The sequence below is a fragment of the Fluviicoccus keumensis genome (assembly GCF_004217445.1).
In the GTDB taxonomy this organism is placed as follows: Bacteria; Pseudomonadota; Gammaproteobacteria; order Pseudomonadales; family Moraxellaceae; genus Fluviicoccus; species Fluviicoccus keumensis.
Genome location: NZ_SHKX01000010.1, coordinates 938,324 through 954,650 on the forward strand (window position 1 = coordinate 938,324; position 16,327 = coordinate 954,650).

The window sequence follows — 16,327 nt, forward strand, 5'->3', positions numbered from 1 at the left end:
ATGCGTCAGGATTCCTTTCTGCTCCAGCCCGAAGCGGTGCAGCCGGAAGTCTGGCTGCTGCCGCAATTCACCTCGGCCGCCGCGCTGTGGGCGGACCTGTGCGCCGTGGCCGCCGTCGCGCCCTTCCGCCACATGATGACCCGCATGGGTCACCCGGTCGCCGCCGCCATGACCAACTGCGGCGCCTTGGGCTGGACCAGCAGCGCCCGCGGTTACGCCTACCGCACCGTCGATCCTGAGACCGGCAGGCCGTGGCCGCCGATCCCGGCGGCGTGGCTGGCGCTGGCCCGCGAGGCGGCGGCGCTGGCCGGTTATGCCGACTATGTGCCGGACGCCTGTCTGGTCAACCGCTATGCGGTCGGGGTGGGTATGGGACGGCACAACGACGACAGCGAGCAGGACTTCAGCCAGCCGATCGTCTCGGTGTTGCTGGGGCTGCCGACGCGCTTTGCCTGGTGGGGTGACCGGCCGGAAGGGCGCGGCCGCGACCTGCCGGTGCAGGATGGCGATGTGCTGGTGTGGGGGCGGTCGGCGCGGCTGGGCTTTCATGCGGTGCGGCCGGTGCCGCCGGGACGGCATCCGGTATGCGGGGAATTCCGCTTCAACCTGACGTTCCGGAAGGCGGGCTGAGCGGTTTCAGCCAGCGCGCCAGCACCGCCTGCAACTCCTCCGCCGTTACCGGTTTCGCCAGATAATCGTCCATGCCCGCCGCCAGGCACTGTTCGCGGTCGCCGGTAATCGCTTGCGCGGTCAGCGCCACGATCGGCAGGTGTTCGCCGGGCGCTTCCGTGGCGCGGATGGCGCAGGTGGCGGTCAGGCCGTCCATCACCGGCATCTGGCAATCCATGAAGACGATATCGAAGGCATGGTGGCGAACCGCATCCAGCGCCGCCTGGCCGTTGACGGCCGTCTCCACCCGGCAGCCCAGCTGTTGCAGCATGTGCAGGGTGATGAACTGGTTGACGGCGTGATCTTCCACCAGCAGCACCAGCGGTTGTCCGTGATCCGCGGGCGGCCTTGCCGGGGCGCCGCTGTTCCGGCTGGCGGCCTGAACGCCGCTGTCCACCCGTCCGAACGGCAGTTCCACCCAGAAGGTGCTGCCCCGGCCCGGGGCGCTGTCCAGACCGATGCGACCCTGCATCAGCTCCGTCAGCGAGCGGCTGATGGCCAGTCCCAGCCCGGTGCCGCCAAAGCGGCGGGTGGTGGAGCTGTCGGCCTGGGTGAAGGGTTCGAACAGCCGCGCCTGGATTTCCGGCGCGATGCCGATGCCGGTGTCGCTGACCTCGAAACGCAACCAGACCGTGTCTGTCAGGGATTCCAGCACGCGGCAGCGCAGCGTGATTTCGCCCTGCGCCGTGAACTTGACGGCGTTGCCGAGCAGGTTGGTCAGGATCTGACGCAGCCGGGCGGCGTCGCCGCTGAGCTGTTGCGGAATTTCAATTTCGTCGCGCAGGCCCAGGCCCTTCTGCCGGGTCTGCACATGCGTCAGCCGCAGCACGTCGTCCATCAGGCCGCGCGCGTCAAAGGGCAGGTGTTCCAGCTCCAGCCGTCCGGCCTCGATCTTCGACACGTCCAGCAGGTCGTTGATCAGGCGCAGCAGCGTTTCCCCGGACTGTTCCGCCAGCTCGATGAAGTGGCGCTGCTCGTCGGTCAGCTCCGTATCCAGCAACAGGTTGTTGAGGCCGATGACGCCGCTTAGCGGGGTGCGGATTTCGTGGCTGATGGTGGCGAGGAAGTCGGACTTGGCCTGGCTGGCCGCCTGCACCGTCGCCAGGCTGCGGGCGAGGGCGGCTGCCTGCTCTTCAATCACCTGTTTCTGCCGCGTCAGCAGGCGGTTGGCGCTGTCCAGCGATTCGATGTGGATCTCGGTGGAGCGGCGCACCGCGAAGCTGTAGGTGGAAAACACCGCGATCTGCGCCAGCTGGATCAGCACCAGGATGACAGTGGACGGCAGGTCGACAGGATGCGCGGGCAGCAGGTCGGTGGCGACACCCATGCCGATGGCGGCGGCGGCGGCGATGCCCATCCACATCGCACCCAAGCGCTGGCCGCAGATGAGGATCACCACCAGCGGGATGGTGGGCATGAAGGCCATGATGAAGGACTGGCTTTGCCCGGTCAGCCAGGCGTTGGTCAGGATCACGGGCGTGATCAGCCCGGCGGCCAGGTTGAGCCCCGCCTCGATGCGGCCGGTGCCCGGTCCGGCCAGCGCCCAGCGCAGGCAGGCGAACAGGCAGACGCCGCCCACCGCGTTCAGCAGGCCCAGGCCGGGCGAGACAAACGAGCCCATGATGGCGGCCATCAGCAGGCAGACGCTGCCGCCCACCTTGAGCAGGTAATCCAGACGGCGGCGCTGTTCGCTTTCCGCGAAGTCACGCGCGGTCAGCGGCGTGTCGGCAGGTTCGGGTTCCGGGGGCGGTGTGCGCGGCATCCGCGTCCTCCATGTCATTCTTATTCTAAGGGTCAGTCTGACAGAAGGCGCGGTGGGGGGCAATTCCCCGCCGTCCGTCCCGCCTCGACCAAGGTCTAAGAGCCAAGCGGCTTCCCGCCTGCTAGTTTTTCATCATCAGAAGTCCCCGCGTCGCCGGCAAGCGCGACGTTACTCCTTACCGGCTAGCTGGCCACAACTAGAAGAACAGACCATGAAACCAGACCAGATACAGGACATCCTCGACCACCCGCACTTCAAGGAACTGGTGCACAAGAAGCGCGTCCTCAGCTGGAGCCTCGCGGCCCTGATGTGGGTGATCTATTTCGGCTACATCCTCCTCGTGACTTTCGAGCCCAAGCTGTTGCACGAATCGCTGTCGGGCGGTGTCACCACCATCGGCATCCCGCTGGGCATCTTCGTCATCCTCAGCGCCTTCATCCTCTGCGGCATCTATGTCTGGCGCGCCAACGGCGAACTGGACGCCCTCAACAAGCTGCTGCGCGACGAGGTGAAACTATGAATTCCATGTCGAAATGGGGCGCCTTGCTCCTGACTTTCCTCAGCGGCTCGGCGCTGGCGGCGGGCGGCGACCTCGGCCAGACCGTGCAGCAGGCCACCAACTGGACCGCCATCGGCATGTTCGTGGTCTTTGTCGGGCTGACGCTGGGCATTACCAAATGGGCGTCCGGCCACATGAAGTCCAGCTCGGACTTCTACACGGCGGGCGGCGGCATTTCCGGTTTCAAGAACGGCCTGGCGATTGCCGGTGACTTCATGTCGGCGGCCTCCTTCCTCGGCATTTCCGCGATGGTGTTCAGTAAGGGCTATGACGGCCTGTTGTACTCCATCGGCTGGCTGGTCGGCTGGCCGATCATGCTGTTCCTGGTGGCCGAGCGCCTGCGCAACCTGGGCAAATACACCTTCGCCGATGTCGCTTCCTTCCGTCTGGCCCGCACGCCGGTGCGCACCATGGCCGCGATCAACACGCTGGTGGTGGTGTCCTTCTACCTTATCGCGCAGATGGTCGGGGCAGGGCAGCTGATCAAGCTGCTGTTCGGCCTCAGCTACAACACCGCCGTGCTGATTGTCGGCGCGCTGATGATGGCCTACGTGCTGTTCGGCGGCATGCTGGCCACCACCTGGGTGCAGATCATCAAGGCGGTGATGCTGCTGGGCGGCGCGTCGTTCATGGCCTTCATGGTGCTGTACCACTTCGATTTCAGCTTCGACAAGATGTTCGGCGAAGCGGTGCGCGTCTATGGCGAAGTGAACAAGACGGATGGCCTGAAGATCATGGGTCCCGGCACGCTGTTCAAGAGTCCGGTGGATGCAATCTCGCTGGGCCTGGCGCTGATGTTCGGCACCGCCGGCCTGCCGCACATCCTGATGCGCTTCTTCACCGTCAACAACGCCAAGGAAGCCCGCAAGTCGGTGTTCGTGGCTACCGGTTTCATCGGTTACTTCTACCTGCTCACCTTCATCATCGGCTTCGGCGCCATCCTGTTCGTGGCGCAAAACCCGCAATACCTGGACGCCGCCAAGATGGCCGTGACCGGCAAACTGGAGCTACGCGGCGGCGGCAACATGGCGGCGGTGCACCTGTCGCATGCGCTGGGCGGCGACCTGTTCCTCGGCTTTATCTCCGCCGTCGCCTTCGCCACCATCCTAGCGGTGGTGGCCGGGCTGACGCTCTCCGGCGCGTCGGCGCTGTCGCATGACCTCTACGCCAACGTTATAGCCCACGGCCGCAGCACTGAAAAGATGGAAATGAAGGTCTCGCGCTTCGCCACCATCGGCCTGGCGGTGTTCGCCATGATCCTCGGCATCATCTTCGAGAAGCAGAACGTGGCCTTCATGGTCGGCCTGGCCTTCGCCGTTGCCGCCTCCGCCAACTTCCCGGTGCTGATCATGTCGATGTTCTGGAGCAAGCTGACCACGCGCGGCGCGGTGGCGGGCGGCGTGCTGGGCATGGTGTCCTCGGTGGCGCTGATCTGCCTGACCAAGGCGGTGTGGGTGGAAACCTTCCACTTCGGCACCGAAGCGCCGATTCCCTACCAGAACCCGGCGATGTTCTCGATGATGCTCTCCTTCTTCTGCTGCTGGTTCTTCTCCATCACCGACAACAGCAAGCGGGCGCAGCAGGAACGCGATCTGTTCGACGCGCAGTTCATCCGCTCGATGACCGGCATCGGGGCGGACGGGGCGCACAAGCATTGAGGGCCACTGGTCATTCCCTCCTACGCAGTAGGGGGGAGGCCCGCAGGGGCCGGGGGGGTTGCGGAAAGTCGCCAGAACACGGGGTTAGTTACAGGAGTCGTGTTCAGCGTACCGCCGTTACCCCCCAGCCCTGCGGGCAGCCCCCCTGTTCCACAGGAGGGCGTAATTCCTTCCGCCATCGACGGAATATCTGATAAACCTATCCCCCAAACAAACCCATAAAAATTCCCAAGGAGAAACCCATCATGGCCAACATCTACGACCGCGACCTGCCCCGCAACGACGCCAACTTCAACGCCATGACCCCGCTGTCCTACATCGAGCGGGCGGCGGCGGTGTACCCCGACCGGCTGGCGGTGGTGCATGGCGACGTCCGCCGCAACTGGGCGGAAACCTACGCCCGTTGCCGCCGCCTGGCCTCGGCGCTGGCGAAGCACGGCATCGGCAAGGGCGATACGGTGGCGGTGATGCTGCCCAACATTCCCGCCATGGTGGAAGCGCATTTCGGCGTGCCGATGACCGGCGCCATCCTGAACACGCTCAACACCCGCCTCGACGCCGAAACCATCGCCTTCATGCTCGACCACGGCGAAGCCAAGGCGGTGATTGTCGACCGCGAATTCAGCGCGGTGATGAAGCAGGCGGTGGCCCCGCGGGAGCGCCAGCACCCGATGCTGGTGATCGACGTGGATGATCCGCTCTACACCGGCGCGGGCGAGGCCATCGGCAGCATCGAGTACGAGGCCTTCCTTCAGCAGGGCGACGCCGCTTACGACTGGCATTTCCCCGCCGACGAGTGGGACGCCATCAGCCTCAACTACACCTCTGGCACCACCGGCAATCCCAAGGGCGTGGTCTACCACCATCGCGGCGCGGCGCTGAACGCCATTTCCAACATCCTGGAATGGGACCTGCCCAAGCACGCTGTCTACCTGTGGACGCTGCCGCTGTTCCACTGCAACGGCTGGTGCTTCCCGTGGACGATTGCCGCCCGCGCCGGGGTCAACGTCTGCCTGCGCAAGGTGGACCCGCAGGTGATCTTCGACCTGATCCGCGCCGAGCAGGTGACGCATTACTGCGGCGCGCCGATTGTGCACAACCTGCTGGTGAACTCGCCCGACAGCATTAAGGCGGGCATCAACCATCCGGTGAAGGCGATGGTGGCCGGGGCCGCGCCCCCCGCCGCGCTGATCGAGGGCATGGAGCAGATGGGTTTCGAGATCACCCACACCTACGGCTTGACCGAGGTCTATGGTCCGGCGGCGGTGTGCGTCAAGCATGCGGAATGGGATGAACTGGACGTGGGCGAACGCGCCCGCCTGAACGCGCGCCAGGGCGTGCATTACCACCTGCAACGCGGCATGACGGTGCTGGACCCGGAGACGATGCAGCCGGTGCCCGCCGATGGCGAGACCATGGGCGAGGTGATGTTCCGCGGCAACATCACCATGAAGGGCTACCTGAAGAATCCCTCCGCCACCGAGGCGGCCTTTGCCGGCGGCTGGTTCCACACCGGCGACCTGGCGGTGCTGCATCCGGACGGTTACGTGAAGATCAAGGACCGCAACAAGGACATCATCATATCCGGCGGTGAGAACATTTCCTCGATCGAGGTGGAGGATGTGCTGTACCGGCATCCGGCGGTGATGGCGGCGGCGGTGGTGGCGCGGCCCGATCCGAAGTGGGGCGAGACGCCGTGCGCGTTCATTGAGCTGAAGGCCGGGGCGAGCGTGACGGCGGCGGAGATCGTCGATCATTGCCGCAAGCATTTGCCGGGGTTCAAGGTGCCGCGCGCGGTGGAATTCGGGGAGTTGCCGAAGACGTCGACGGGGAAGATCCAGAAGTTCGAGTTAAGGAAGAAGGCGGGGTCGGCGGCGGCGATTGATGTGTGAGTTTCACCCGTTCAATCATTGATTTCTTGAACATGAACCGTCTTGCAGATCATCCATGATGAATCAATGATCAGGGCTTTCCAGGCCTCATGGAGTGTCACGGTTGGTACGAGGTTAAGCCTCAATTCGTTGCTTAATCCTTTGGCAAGGGCCTCAAGGGGTCCGAAGGGGCCCCGAGCCAACAGTCCATTACCACTCAGCAGGTACTTCTTGAGGTTCTCTGGAGATCCGTTCAGAAAGGTACTGGGATCAAGCCAGTCTTTGAGATATTTCCCAAGAATATCATGGGCTTTGAAAAAGACTGATTCAGGAAACACTGGGGCTGATGAGAAATACAGTTCTCCCTGCGGTCCCTTATGACCCTGTAAGACAGGATGGTCATCACAGAAATCCAAATATCCTGCATCCCCAACCGTGATCGTGGACTCTCGAACTAAATCACAGAGGAGCAAGAATTTTCTCCGATCAGCGCCTCCTTGCCAGTCATCGCATTCCAGCGTGAGGGCAATATTATGTTCTGCAGCGAAACAGACCTTTGTAATCACTGGATTCAGATCTTCGTACACGATGTCCGTCAGCTGTTTGATATCCATTTCTTACACCCATTCCTCCGGCCTCTGCCGCCGCACATGAAACACCCGCAACACCTGTAGTTCCTCACCGACGACCCGGTAAGGAATGAGATACGGATAACCCGTAACCGGCATTTCCCGCACCCCCTCCACCCGGCCCGCCTTCCCCATGGCCGGATACTCCGCCAACCTTCCCACCGTTTCCTGAACAGCTGCGACAAACCCGGCCGCCGCCTTGGGGTCATCCCGGGCAATCCATGCCGCCGCTTCATCCAGATTCCACAGCGCCGTCCGCAGCCACTTAACCCGCATGAGCACTCCACTTGCTCAAAACCGCATTGACCTCCGCCGCATCGGCAAAGTCACCGGCGTCGGCTTCGCGCAAGGCTTCCTGGATCTCCTTCACCTGCCAGGCCTGTTCGCGGACATAGGCCTGAATGGCCTCGCTGACGACATAGCTGCGGCTGCGACCCATGGAAGTCGCCAGCAGATCGAGTTGATGCACCAGTTCGTCATCAACGCGCATGGAAATGGTGGTGGACATGCGGCACCCCTGAAAGTGTATTACGTTGTAATACATCGTAGCACGAGGGTTTGACCACGACCATCCGGTTCATCGCTTCCGGTTGATTAGTTCCATTTAAGAACCTACTATGGCGGAATCCCCCACCCGGAGCCTCCGCCATGACCACCCCCGACCTTTCCGCCTTCAACCGTCAGGCCGAAGGCTGCCTGCCCGGCTACCTCGGCCTGCGCGTCACCGCCGTCGGCGACAAGCGCCTGGAGGCCGAACTCGACATCCGGCCGCATCACTTGGCCCCCAACGGCTACCTGCACGCCGGAACCGTCATCACCCTGGCCGACTCCGCCGCCGGTTACGGCTGCATGGCCAGCCTGCCGCCGGGCGCGGTCAGCTTCACCACCATCGAGCTGAAATCGAATTTCCTCGGCACCGCCCGCGAGGGCACCATCCGCTGCGTCGCCACGGCCGTGCACGCGGGGCGCACCACCCAGGTCTGGGATTCCGTGGTGACGGATGCCGCCAGCAGCAAGACCATCGCCCTGTTCCGCTGCACGCAGATGATCCTCTTTCCCAAGGGCTGAGACGGTTCAGCCCTGCAGCCGTTCCGACTCGACGATGTCCTCGCCCGGCCGCCCGGCCAGCACGCCTTCCAGCAGCGCCCGGGCGATCGCCTCCGGCTTCACCGCCCGGTAGCGCTTTGGCACCAGCGGCTTGAACAGGCCCATCGCCACCAGCCCGATTTCCTCGCCCAGCCGCGACTCGCCGCGCTTGGCGTCAATCAGCGAAGGGCGGACGATGGTGTAACTGGCATAGCCCAGCGCCCGGATACCGGCCTCGGCTTCCGCCTTGGTCTTCAGGTAGAAATTGCCGGAGGGGCTGGCCCCCAGTGAGGAATTCAGGCCGAAGCGCGCGGCTCCGGCCTGACGCGCCAGCGTCGCCATGCGGATGGCCAGGTCACGGTCGATAGCGGCGAAGGCGGCCTGTGAGCCCGCCACCTTGATGGTGGTGCCCAGCGTGCAGACCACGGCGTCGACGTGCCACCACGGCGCGTCGGCGGGCAGGGCGCCGAAGTCCACCACCGGATTTTCCAGCTTAGGATGCGGCGGCAGCGGACGGCGGGTGGGCGCCACCACGCGTGTCACGCGCGGGTCGGCCAGCGCGAGACGCAGCACTTCCTGCCCCACCACGCCGGTGCTGCCGGCCAGCAGCAGGCTGAAACCTTGTCCGGAAGTCTTCATTCGCAATTCACCATCCAGGGCACGCCGAAGCGGTCGGTGACGGTGCCGAAAAGTCGCGCCCAGAAGGTCTTTTCCAGCGGCATGGTGACGGTGCCGCCATCGGCCAGCGCCGCGAACAGGCGCTCGGCCTCGGCGGGGTCGGTGGGGTTCAGCGACAGCGAGAAGCCCTTGTGGCCCTCCCAGGGAAAGCCGGACATGGCGTCCGAGGCCATCAGCACCAGCCCGTTCAGCTGGATGCGGGCATGCATGATGCGGTCGTGCTGGTCGGCGGGAATCTGGTCGGCCATCGGCGCGTCGCCAATGCGCATCATCATCTGCAGCGTCGCGCCCAAGCGGTCGCAGTAGAACTGCATGGCTTCACGGCAATTGCCGTTGTAGGTGAGGTAGGGGGTCATGGTTCGGTTCCTTGATCCGGGATGGGGGTGATGTAGTGATAGTTCATCCGCCGGAGGATGCCAAGGGGCCGCCACGGAATTCCGCCGGACGGGCGAGTGCGGCCGCCGCACCTCAGGACTTGAGCGGTTTTCCCCAGCGATCCATTTCCAGTCCGCAGCCGGGACAGGTGTAGCCGCCCCACAGCCATTGGCGCGCATTGGCCGGTTTGCGCAGGGCGATCTGCGTGATCTGGCAGCGGGGGCAGGTGACATTGCGGACGGCGGGGGCGGCCGGGGTGGTCAGCAGCCGGGCGGCAATCAGGATCACGGCGAAGCTGCCGATGAGCAGCGCAAGGGTGGGGAACACGAGCCGGGCTCCGGAAGCTGGGGAAAGTCCACGCTAGCAGTTCCGGGGAGCGGGAGCAATGCGCTCCCGCCCCGGTCATTGCCCGTTTAAAGGTTCGCCTCCGCATACTCCGCCAGCACCGACCTCGGCACCCCCTGCAGCCGCATGTGCCCGCCATGCCGGAAGCCCTTGAAGCGCTCGCACATGTACGTCAGCCCCGAACTGGTCGCCGACAGCCACGGCGTATCAATCTGCGCCAGATTGCCCAAACACACCACCTTCGACCCTTCCCCCGCCCGCGTAATGATCGCCTTCATCTGGTACGGCGTCAGGTTCTGGCATTCATCAATCAGGATCAACGATTTCTGGAAACTGCGCCCGCGAATATAGTTCAGCGCCTTGAACTGGATGTTCGCCTTCTCCTTCACATACTGGATGGAACCGGACGGACTGTGGTCGTCCAGATGCAGCGCCTCGATGTTGTCGCTGATCGCCCCCAGCCACGGGTCCATCTTCTCCTCCTCGGTGCCGGGCAGGAAGCCGTGCTCCTCCGCCAGCGGCGGCGTGGAGCGGGTGGCGATGATCTTGTTGAAACGCTTGCCGACCACGGTCATTTCAATGGCGGCGGCCAGCGCCAGGATGGTCTTGCCGGAACCGGCCGCGCCGGTCAGCGACACCAGATGCACGAAAGGATCCATCAGCAGGTGCAGCGCCAGCGCCTGATGCAGGTTGCGCGGCCGCAGCCCCCAGGCCTGGCGGTGCATCAGCGTGTCGCGTTTCAGGTCGGCCAGCACCACGTTCTCGCCGGTCACTTCGCGCACCATGCCGGTGAAGCCTTCGTCGTCAATCACGAACTGGTTCAGGAACAGCGGCTCGGTGAAGTATTCGCGCGGTACGAAATGCAGCACCTCGCCGTGACGGTGCAGGGTGTCCACCGCCTTGACCCGGCTCCAGAACGAGCCCTCGATTTCCAGGCAGCCGCTGGACAGCTGCTTGATGTCCGACACCAGCTGGTCGTTGTGGTAGTCCTCGGCGGCCAGCCCGCAGGCGCGCGCCTTCAGCCGCATGTTGATGTCCTTGGTCACCAGCACCACCTTGGTGTTGATGTCGCCCGCCTGCAGCGCCACCAGCTGGTTGATGATCTTGTTGTCGTTCAGCTCGTTCGACAGCGGCTCCTTGGTGGGCATGTCGTGGGTGTCCATCAGCACCGACAGCGTGCCCAGGTGCGTGCGTTCGGCCTCGCGGAAGATCGGCACGCCCTGGCGGATCTGTTCCGGCTCGGCGTCGCCAAGGATGCGGTCGATGAGGCGGATGGCGGCGCGGCATTCGCCGGCCACGGCGGCTTTCACGGATTTCAGCTTGTCGAGTTCCTCCAGCACGGTCATGGGAATGATGACGCGGTGTTCTTCGAACTGCAGGACGGAGTTGGGGTCGTGGATGAGGACGTTGGTATCAATGACGTAGGCTTTGCGGCGGGAAGCGTGGGAATTTTCCATAATCACGGGCACCGTTGGCAGGGGACGGGGCGGCCTGTCCGACCGGTCACCATCCGCCCCGGCCGGGGCAGGCACCCTTCGAGACTAGGGAGGAAATGTGACGGTGGCAAGACACGAAACCGGGCCTGCCTCGCAAATCTGTGACGAAAAATTTCAGGCGTATCGACCGCCCTCGCGATGCGGCGCAAAGCCGCTTGCCGAAACCGGTGCCGGGGACAATACTTCGGGAATCATCGTGCTTCCGCCAACCCCCAGGACATCCCATGAGCAACAACTGGAAACCCGCCGACTACGTGTTTGAAACCCGCCCGCGCGCCGCCGTGATCAAGGGCCGCAAGGCGCGCAACCGGCGGCCGCTGCTGCTGGCCCCGGTGCACCAGCCCGCCGAGGGCGAACCGGAAGCGGTGACGGTGGTGGCCGGGAAGGTGGGCTTCGTCGTCGATCTGGCCGATGGCGACGTGTTGCTGGCGTTGCCGAAAAACCCGAATGCCGCGCCTGCGGACCTGACCGCCCTGCAACGCACGCCGCATCAGGTGCTGCGCATCAAGTGGACGCAGTTTGAAAGCCAGTTTGATGTGGCGTGATGACGGCCGCCGCTGACATGGCGGCCGGAGCCGCGTAGCCGGGCGCAATGATCAGGATGTCGACCGGATGGCGGCGTTGCAGCGCCGTTTCCAGGCTGCCAGGCCGGACGCGCGCCAGCGGTTCGGTAATCAGCGTCACGTTGCGGCGGTTGAAGGCCGGGTAGTAATCGTTGGCGAAGACATAGCGGCGTTCGCGGCAACGCTCGTCCGGCATCAGTCGCTGCCGCAGTGCGGCGGCGGGAATCTGCGACCGCAGATGCCACTTGCACAGCTCCTCCATGACACGGTCCTGCCAGACCCCGAGCAGGCTTCCCGGCGTCGCCTTCATTCGTCGCAGCATTGCCGCCAGCACCGGACCGGGTTGCGGCGCCACCCACACCGGCGCCTGCTGGAACACCGTCAGGTGCCGCAGCCGGGGGGCGATGGCGGGAATCAACCGTACGCAGGCGAAAAGGTCGCCGACGATCGCGGCCTGCCGTCCTTCCAGCGGGTATTGGGGGTCCCACGCGGCGACGTGCAGGATGCGGCCTTCAAAACGGTCCAGTCCGGGGATATCCGGCAGGGCGGGCGGGTTGAGGGGGACAACGGCTGACGAGGGTTTGGCGACAGGCATCTCGGACTCCGGCGTCGGGGACGGACGGAACCGAGTGTGGGCGCGGATGCGCGCCGGGAAAAGTGTCAGATGTCATGGTCGCCGCCGGGAAAGCTGCGGCGGCGCATACAGGAGCCGGGTTGGAAAAAAGGGACAGGGGAGATAGGGCACCCCCGTCCCTGCTAAAACAGGCCCGCTCAGTGCGGCACGGTCTTGATGAATTCCTGCAGTTGCTTGGTCACGACGATGGTGGCCGGCACCGAAACCAGGAAGCCGAGAACCAGAGTCGCCACCATCGCGGTGCTGTCGGTGTAACCCATCGCCAAGGCAGCGGTCATCACCGAGCCCGCCACCACCACAAAAACCAGGGCAAACAGAATGCCAGCCAGACGCCAGTTCATGATGCAATCTCCACAGTAGAAATAAGGTCTTTGAGTTAGTTATACACCCGCCTGTATCACTTGTGAAGCACTAAATTTTTACCCTTAAGGAGAATCATTCTTGTTGTTTTTTAAGGAAATATTTGACGAAAACAGTCGGGTTTGACGGGTCGGCGGGGAGTGGGTTTTACCCATATGATTTATAAGGAAATTTAACAAATATCAAGACCCGGACGCTTCGGCCATGATGCCGGCCCGCCGGGAAGCACGGGTATAATGCCGCTTTCCTTCAGCCGCCGACCGCCGCGCATGTCCCTGCCCATCGACGCCGTCCTTCCTTCCTTGCTGACCACGCTGGCCGACGCCACCGCCGCCGTGCTGCAGGCCCCGCCGGGCACCGGCAAGACCACGCGCGTGCCGCTGGCGCTGCTCGACGCCCCTTTCCTGGCCGGACAGAAAATCGTGATGCTGGAACCGCGCCGCCTGGCCGCCCGTTCCGCCGCGCGCTACATGGCCGCGCAACTGGGCGAGGAAGTGGGGAAAACGGTGGGCTACCGCACCCGCCTCGACACCCGCGTCTCCGCCGCCACCCGCATCGAGGTGGTGACCGAGGGCATTCTCAGCCGCTTGTTGCAAGGTGATGAGGAACTGAGCGGCTACGGCATCGTCATCTTCGACGAATTTCACGAACGCTCGCTGCAGGCCGACCTGGGGCTGGCGCTGGTGCGTGAATGCCAGCAGGTGCTGCGCGAGGATCTGCGCGTGCTGGTGATGTCCGCCACCCTCGACGCCGCGCCCATCGCCCGTCTGCTCGGCGATGCCCCGGTGCTGCGTTGTCCGGGGCAGATGCATCCGGTGGACGTGCGCTATAGCCCGCCCGGCCGCACGCCGTGGCTGGACCATCTCGCCCTGGTGATCCGCCAGACGCTGGCGACTGAAACCGGCTCGGTGCTGGTGTTCCTGCCCGGCGAGGGTGAAATCCGTCGTCTGGCCGAGCGGCTGGAAGAGGGCTTGCCCGACGATGTGCGCCTGGCCCCGCTCTACGGCCAGCTGGCCGGTGACGCGCAGGATTTCGCCATCGCGCCGCCGCCCGCCGGACAGCGCAAGCTGGTGCTGGCCACCGCCATCGCCGAGACCAGCCTCACCATCGAGGGCGTGCGCGTGGTGATCGACGCCGGTTTCTTGCGCGCGCCGGAATACGACCCCGGCAGCGCCATGACCCGGCTGGTGACGCGCCGCCTCTCCGCCGCCAACGCCGAGCAGCGCAAGGGCCGCGCCGGGCGGCTGGGACCGGGCGTCTGCATCCGCTTGTGGGGGGAAGACGAACATAGCCGCCTCGCGCCCTTCGCCACCCCGGAAATCGCCCAGGCCGACCTTTGCGACACCGTGCTGGAACTGGCGCAATGGGGCGTCTCCGACCCGGCGACGATGGCCTGGCTGGATGTGCCGCCCGCCGCCTCCTGGGCGCAGGCGGTGCAGCTGCTGCAATGGCTGGAGGCGCTGGATGCCAAGGGCGCGATCACCGCCCACGGCCGCGCCATGCTCAAGCTCGGGCTGACGCCGCGCCTGGCGCACATGGTGCTGCGCGGGCGTGAACGGGGATTGGGGGAGCTGGCCGCCGATCTCGCGGCGTTACTGTCCGAACGGGATTTGCTGCCCAAGGGCCACGGGGCGGACCTGCACGACCGGCTGCTGCTGGTGCAGGGCGAACACGCGGGCGGCGGTGTCGATCGGGGCCGCCTGAAACTGGTCCGCGAAAGTGCGCGCCGCTTGTATGAACGCGGCGGCGGTGCCCGCGAACGCGGCGATACCGAAGCCGCCGGACTGCTGCTGGCGCTGGCCTTCCCCGACCGCGTGGCGCAGCGGCGGCCGGGGGGTCCGGCGCGCTATGTGCTGGCCAACGGGCGCGGCGCGTTCCTGCCCGACGAGGACCGGCTGGCGCGCGAGCCGTGGCTGGTGGTGGCCGATCTGGACGGGCAGGCGCGCGAGGCGAAGATCTATCTGGCCGCGACCGTGCGCGTGACTGATCTGGAAGACGTGCTGGGCGCGGCGATCCGCCGCGAGGAATTCGTCAGCTGGGACGGCGCCTCACAAGCGGTGCAGGCGCGCGAACAGCGCGTGCTGGGCGCGTTGGTGCTGGAAGACCGGCCGCTGGCCTCGGCTTCGCCGGAACAGGTGCGGCGGGTGATGGTGGAGGCGGTGCGCGCCGCCGGGGTCGGCCTGCTGCCGTGGACTGACGGTCTGCGGCAATGGCAGGCGCGGGTGGGCTGGCTGCACCGGCTGGAGCCGGAACAGTGGCCGGATGTCAGTGATGCGGCGCTGGCTGAAACCTTCGGTGAGTGGGCGGGGCCGTGGCTGGACGGGGTGACGCGCTTCAGCCATCTGGCGAAATTCCCGCTGCACGAAGCACTGACGGCGATGCTGGACTGGCCGCAACAACAGGCGCTGGAGCGCGAGTTGCCGACACAGCTGGAGGTGCCGACCGGGTCGCGCATCGCCATTGATTACACCGCCGATCCTTGTCCGGTGCTGGCGGTGAAGCTGCAGGAAATGTTCGGACTGATGGCAACGCCCCGGCTGGCCAACGGGCGGGTGCCGCTGACCATCCATCTGCTGTCGCCGGCGCAGCGGCCGGTGGCGGTGACGCAGGATCTGGCCAGTTTCTGGGCCAATGCCTATGCCGAGGTGCGCAAGGATTTGCGCGGGCGCTATCCCAAGCATCCGTGGCCGGAGGATCCGTTCACGGCGGTGGCGCAGCGGGGGGTGAAGCATCCGAAGAAAAAAGACTAGAAAAATTTCGTGAGATTACTAAGTTGATCTGTGAAACAGGGTTTTTTGAATCTGAACTAAGTCATCAATTATTTCACGGGCGGATTCAGCGAGGGCTTCTTTTCCTCTTTTATGATCTTGATCAAGCCATGCCTTCACTTCTAGCAATAAATTCTTTTTAAGTTCTCGATTTTCCTTTTTTAATACCTGTCCTGGATTAGTAACTGCCTCAATCTGGGTTGAAAATTCGGTTGGGTAATAGTGCTCAAAGTAAGGATGCTTGTATGTTTTGAATCGGTCTTGATTCCAGCTTTTGTAACTTGATTTAAGTTTTTCGATGACGTTCAAACCTGATGGGTCTCCATCAACACGAACCCATGTACGATCATTGTATACCTTTTCAAGGTGCGTAAATAAAGTTAATCTTCTGAAGTCTTCAAAAGCAGGCTCCATTTTACCTGTGCCGCCCACCGATAAAGTTCTTATTCTTGAAAGCGTTGGAGTGAACCAGGGTATTAAGTAGTCTCGGATTATCACTTCGGCAGAAGACTCCTCAAGAAAAAGCCATCCCTCCCAAAGATCAAAATCTGAAAGTGAATATCCAAGCTCCCGAAGAATGTTGATGCGTGCTTCTGATGATTCCGGAATGTATTCGATTGCGGTTGTAAAGGGTTGATTTGTTCTATCGGATGTTACGTGGTAGATTATTGCATCTGCTGCACAGCCTAGGTGCTGTAGTACAATATTGGAGTGGGTTGAAATTATAAATTGATTAGTTTCTGATTTTTCCTTAATAAGATCTAATAAGGCTTTGAGGGGAATGGCACTTACTTAAGCTTTTTCGGGTGGCCATTTCGCCGGATCTCTTCAATCGCAATCTTCCTCGGTTTTGTCAGCATCGGATAGGGTTTTG

General features: G+C 63.7%; 18 protein-coding genes. 7 read left to right on the forward strand and 11 right to left on the reverse strand.

What is annotated here, in order from left to right; genetic code table 11:
• Window positions 1–630, forward strand: a complete 630-nt coding sequence (locus EV700_RS05300) for an alpha-ketoglutarate-dependent dioxygenase AlkB (protein WP_130411409.1) — start codon at window positions 1–3, stop codon at window positions 628–630.
• Here the strand turns inward: EV700_RS05300 and EV700_RS05305 are convergent.
• Entirely contained in the window at window positions 602–2,431 is a 1,830-nt protein-coding gene (locus EV700_RS05305; protein ID WP_130411411.1) for an ATP-binding protein, read from the reverse strand. The two genes, EV700_RS05300 and EV700_RS05305, sit on opposite strands and share 29 nt — an antisense overlap.
• Window positions 2,432–2,642: 211 nt before the next feature.
• Here EV700_RS05305 and EV700_RS05310 point away from each other — a divergent pair, with 211 nt between their 5' ends.
• The 3 genes from EV700_RS05310 to EV700_RS05320 all read left to right on the forward strand — a co-directional run bounded on the left by EV700_RS05310 (window position 2,643) and on the right by EV700_RS05320 (window position 6,540).
• Window positions 2,643–2,951, forward strand: coding sequence for a DUF485 domain-containing protein (locus EV700_RS05310; protein ID WP_130411413.1), 309 nt, complete (start codon window positions 2,643–2,645; stop codon window positions 2,949–2,951).
• 5 nt (window positions 2,952–2,956) lie between these two features.
• Entirely contained in the window at window positions 2,957–4,648 is a 1,692-nt protein-coding gene (locus EV700_RS05315; RefSeq protein ID WP_130411539.1) for a cation acetate symporter, read from the forward strand.
• A gap of 245 nt (window positions 4,649–4,893) precedes the next feature.
• Window positions 4,894–6,540 carry an acyl-CoA synthetase gene (locus EV700_RS05320; protein WP_130411415.1) on the forward strand — a complete coding sequence of 549 codons (1,647 nt, stop codon included), beginning with the start codon at window positions 4,894–4,896 and terminating at the stop codon, window positions 6,538–6,540.
• 11 nt (window positions 6,541–6,551) lie between these two features.
• Here the strand turns inward: EV700_RS05320 and EV700_RS05325 are convergent, their stop codons facing one another.
• The 3 genes from EV700_RS05325 to EV700_RS05335 are packed head-to-tail and all read right to left on the reverse strand — an operon-like array spanning window position 6,552 to window position 7,656.
• Window positions 6,552–7,133: a hypothetical protein gene (locus tag EV700_RS05325; RefSeq protein ID WP_130411417.1), complete on the reverse strand. Its 582-nt coding sequence runs from the start codon at window positions 7,131–7,133 to the stop codon at window positions 6,552–6,554.
• 3 nt (window positions 7,134–7,136) lie between these two features.
• Window positions 7,137–7,424, reverse strand: a complete 288-nt coding sequence (locus EV700_RS05330) for a type II toxin-antitoxin system RelE/ParE family toxin (RefSeq protein ID WP_130411419.1) — start codon at window positions 7,422–7,424, stop codon at window positions 7,137–7,139.
• Window positions 7,414–7,656 carry a CopG family ribbon-helix-helix protein gene (locus EV700_RS05335; RefSeq protein WP_130411421.1) on the reverse strand — a complete coding sequence of 81 codons (243 nt, stop codon included), beginning with the start codon at window positions 7,654–7,656 and terminating at the stop codon, window positions 7,414–7,416. The genes EV700_RS05330 and EV700_RS05335 overlap by 11 nt, the downstream gene beginning before the upstream one ends.
• 140 nt (window positions 7,657–7,796) lie before the next feature.
• Here EV700_RS05335 and EV700_RS05340 point away from each other — a divergent pair, with 140 nt between their 5' ends.
• Window positions 7,797–8,216 (forward strand): PaaI family thioesterase, encoded by a 420-nt coding sequence (locus tag EV700_RS05340; protein WP_130411423.1) that lies wholly within the window; start codon window positions 7,797–7,799, stop codon window positions 8,214–8,216.
• A gap of 6 nt (window positions 8,217–8,222) precedes the next feature.
• Here EV700_RS05340 and EV700_RS05345 read toward each other — a convergent pair whose 3' ends face one another.
• The 4 genes from EV700_RS05345 to EV700_RS05360 form a co-directional block, all read right to left on the reverse strand.
• Window positions 8,223–8,873 carry an NAD(P)H-binding protein gene (locus tag EV700_RS05345; protein ID WP_130411425.1) on the reverse strand — a complete coding sequence of 217 codons (651 nt, stop codon included), beginning with the start codon at window positions 8,871–8,873 and terminating at the stop codon, window positions 8,223–8,225.
• The gene (locus EV700_RS05350) at window positions 8,870–9,268 is read right to left on the reverse strand and encodes a VOC family protein (protein WP_130411427.1); all 399 of its coding nucleotides are present in this window, start codon (window positions 9,266–9,268) and stop codon (window positions 8,870–8,872) included. The genes EV700_RS05345 and EV700_RS05350 overlap by 4 nt, the downstream gene beginning before the upstream one ends.
• 112 nt (window positions 9,269–9,380) lie before the next feature.
• On the reverse strand, window positions 9,381–9,614 hold the full coding sequence (locus tag EV700_RS05355) for a hypothetical protein (protein ID WP_130411428.1): 234 nt from the start codon (window positions 9,612–9,614) through the stop codon (window positions 9,381–9,383).
• Between the two features lie 86 nt (window positions 9,615–9,700).
• On the reverse strand, window positions 9,701–11,089 hold the full coding sequence (locus EV700_RS05360; protein WP_130411430.1) for a PhoH family protein: 1,389 nt from the start codon (window positions 11,087–11,089) through the stop codon (window positions 9,701–9,703).
• 263 nt (window positions 11,090–11,352) lie between these two features.
• Here EV700_RS05360 and EV700_RS05365 point away from each other — a divergent pair, with 263 nt between their 5' ends.
• Window positions 11,353–11,673 (forward strand): hypothetical protein, encoded by a 321-nt coding sequence (locus EV700_RS05365; protein WP_130411432.1) that lies wholly within the window; start codon window positions 11,353–11,355, stop codon window positions 11,671–11,673.
• Here the strand turns inward: EV700_RS05365 and EV700_RS05370 are convergent.
• Window positions 11,633–12,286, reverse strand: coding sequence for an NAD(P)/FAD-dependent oxidoreductase (locus EV700_RS05370; protein WP_130411434.1), 654 nt, complete (start codon window positions 12,284–12,286; stop codon window positions 11,633–11,635). The two genes, EV700_RS05365 and EV700_RS05370, sit on opposite strands and share 41 nt — an antisense overlap.
• A 176-nt stretch (window positions 12,287–12,462) precedes the next feature.
• Window positions 12,463–12,666, reverse strand: coding sequence for a CTP synthetase (locus EV700_RS05375; RefSeq protein ID WP_130411436.1), 204 nt, complete (start codon window positions 12,664–12,666; stop codon window positions 12,463–12,465).
• A gap of 288 nt (window positions 12,667–12,954) precedes the next feature.
• Between EV700_RS05375 and hrpB the strand changes: the two genes are divergently transcribed.
• The gene (gene hrpB / locus EV700_RS05380) at window positions 12,955–15,435 is read left to right on the forward strand and encodes an ATP-dependent helicase HrpB (RefSeq protein ID WP_130411437.1); all 2,481 of its coding nucleotides are present in this window, start codon (window positions 12,955–12,957) and stop codon (window positions 15,433–15,435) included.
• Window positions 15,436–15,453: 18 nt separating this feature from the next.
• Here the strand turns inward: hrpB and EV700_RS05385 are convergent, their stop codons facing one another.
• Window positions 15,454–15,951 carry a hypothetical protein gene (locus EV700_RS05385; protein WP_130411439.1) on the reverse strand — a complete coding sequence of 166 codons (498 nt, stop codon included), beginning with the start codon at window positions 15,949–15,951 and terminating at the stop codon, window positions 15,454–15,456.
• Window positions 15,952–16,327: the final 376 nt, after the last annotated feature.

Bases quoted from the DNA above. Each gene is read 5' to 3' on its own strand.
- EV700_RS05300 (WP_130411409.1), top strand. From the start codon at position 1: ATGCGTCAGGATTCCTTTCTGCTCCAGCCCGAAGCGGTGCAGCCGGAA.
- EV700_RS05305 (WP_130411411.1), bottom strand. From the start codon at position 2,431: ATGCCGCGCACACCGCCCCCGGAACCCGAACCTGCCGACACGCCGCTG.
- EV700_RS05310 (WP_130411413.1), top strand. From the start codon at position 2,643: ATGAAACCAGACCAGATACAGGACATCCTCGACCACCCGCACTTCAAG.
- EV700_RS05315 (WP_130411539.1), top strand. From the start codon at position 2,957: ATGTCGAAATGGGGCGCCTTGCTCCTGACTTTCCTCAGCGGCTCGGCG.
- EV700_RS05320 (WP_130411415.1), top strand. From the start codon at position 4,894: ATGGCCAACATCTACGACCGCGACCTGCCCCGCAACGACGCCAACTTC.
- EV700_RS05325 (WP_130411417.1), bottom strand. From the start codon at position 7,133: ATGGATATCAAACAGCTGACGGACATCGTGTACGAAGATCTGAATCCA.
- EV700_RS05330 (WP_130411419.1), bottom strand. From the start codon at position 7,424: ATGCGGGTTAAGTGGCTGCGGACGGCGCTGTGGAATCTGGATGAAGCG.
- EV700_RS05335 (WP_130411421.1), bottom strand. From the start codon at position 7,656: ATGTCCACCACCATTTCCATGCGCGTTGATGACGAACTGGTGCATCAA.
- EV700_RS05340 (WP_130411423.1), top strand. From the start codon at position 7,797: ATGACCACCCCCGACCTTTCCGCCTTCAACCGTCAGGCCGAAGGCTGC.
- EV700_RS05345 (WP_130411425.1), bottom strand. From the start codon at position 8,873: ATGAAGACTTCCGGACAAGGTTTCAGCCTGCTGCTGGCCGGCAGCACC.
- EV700_RS05350 (WP_130411427.1), bottom strand. From the start codon at position 9,268: ATGACCCCCTACCTCACCTACAACGGCAATTGCCGTGAAGCCATGCAG.
- EV700_RS05360 (WP_130411430.1), bottom strand. From the start codon at position 11,089: ATGGAAAATTCCCACGCTTCCCGCCGCAAAGCCTACGTCATTGATACC.
- EV700_RS05365 (WP_130411432.1), top strand. From the start codon at position 11,353: ATGAGCAACAACTGGAAACCCGCCGACTACGTGTTTGAAACCCGCCCG.
- EV700_RS05370 (WP_130411434.1), bottom strand. From the start codon at position 12,286: ATGCCTGTCGCCAAACCCTCGTCAGCCGTTGTCCCCCTCAACCCGCCC.
- EV700_RS05375 (WP_130411436.1), bottom strand. From the start codon at position 12,666: ATGAACTGGCGTCTGGCTGGCATTCTGTTTGCCCTGGTTTTTGTGGTG.
- hrpB (WP_130411437.1), top strand. From the start codon at position 12,955: ATGTCCCTGCCCATCGACGCCGTCCTTCCTTCCTTGCTGACCACGCTG.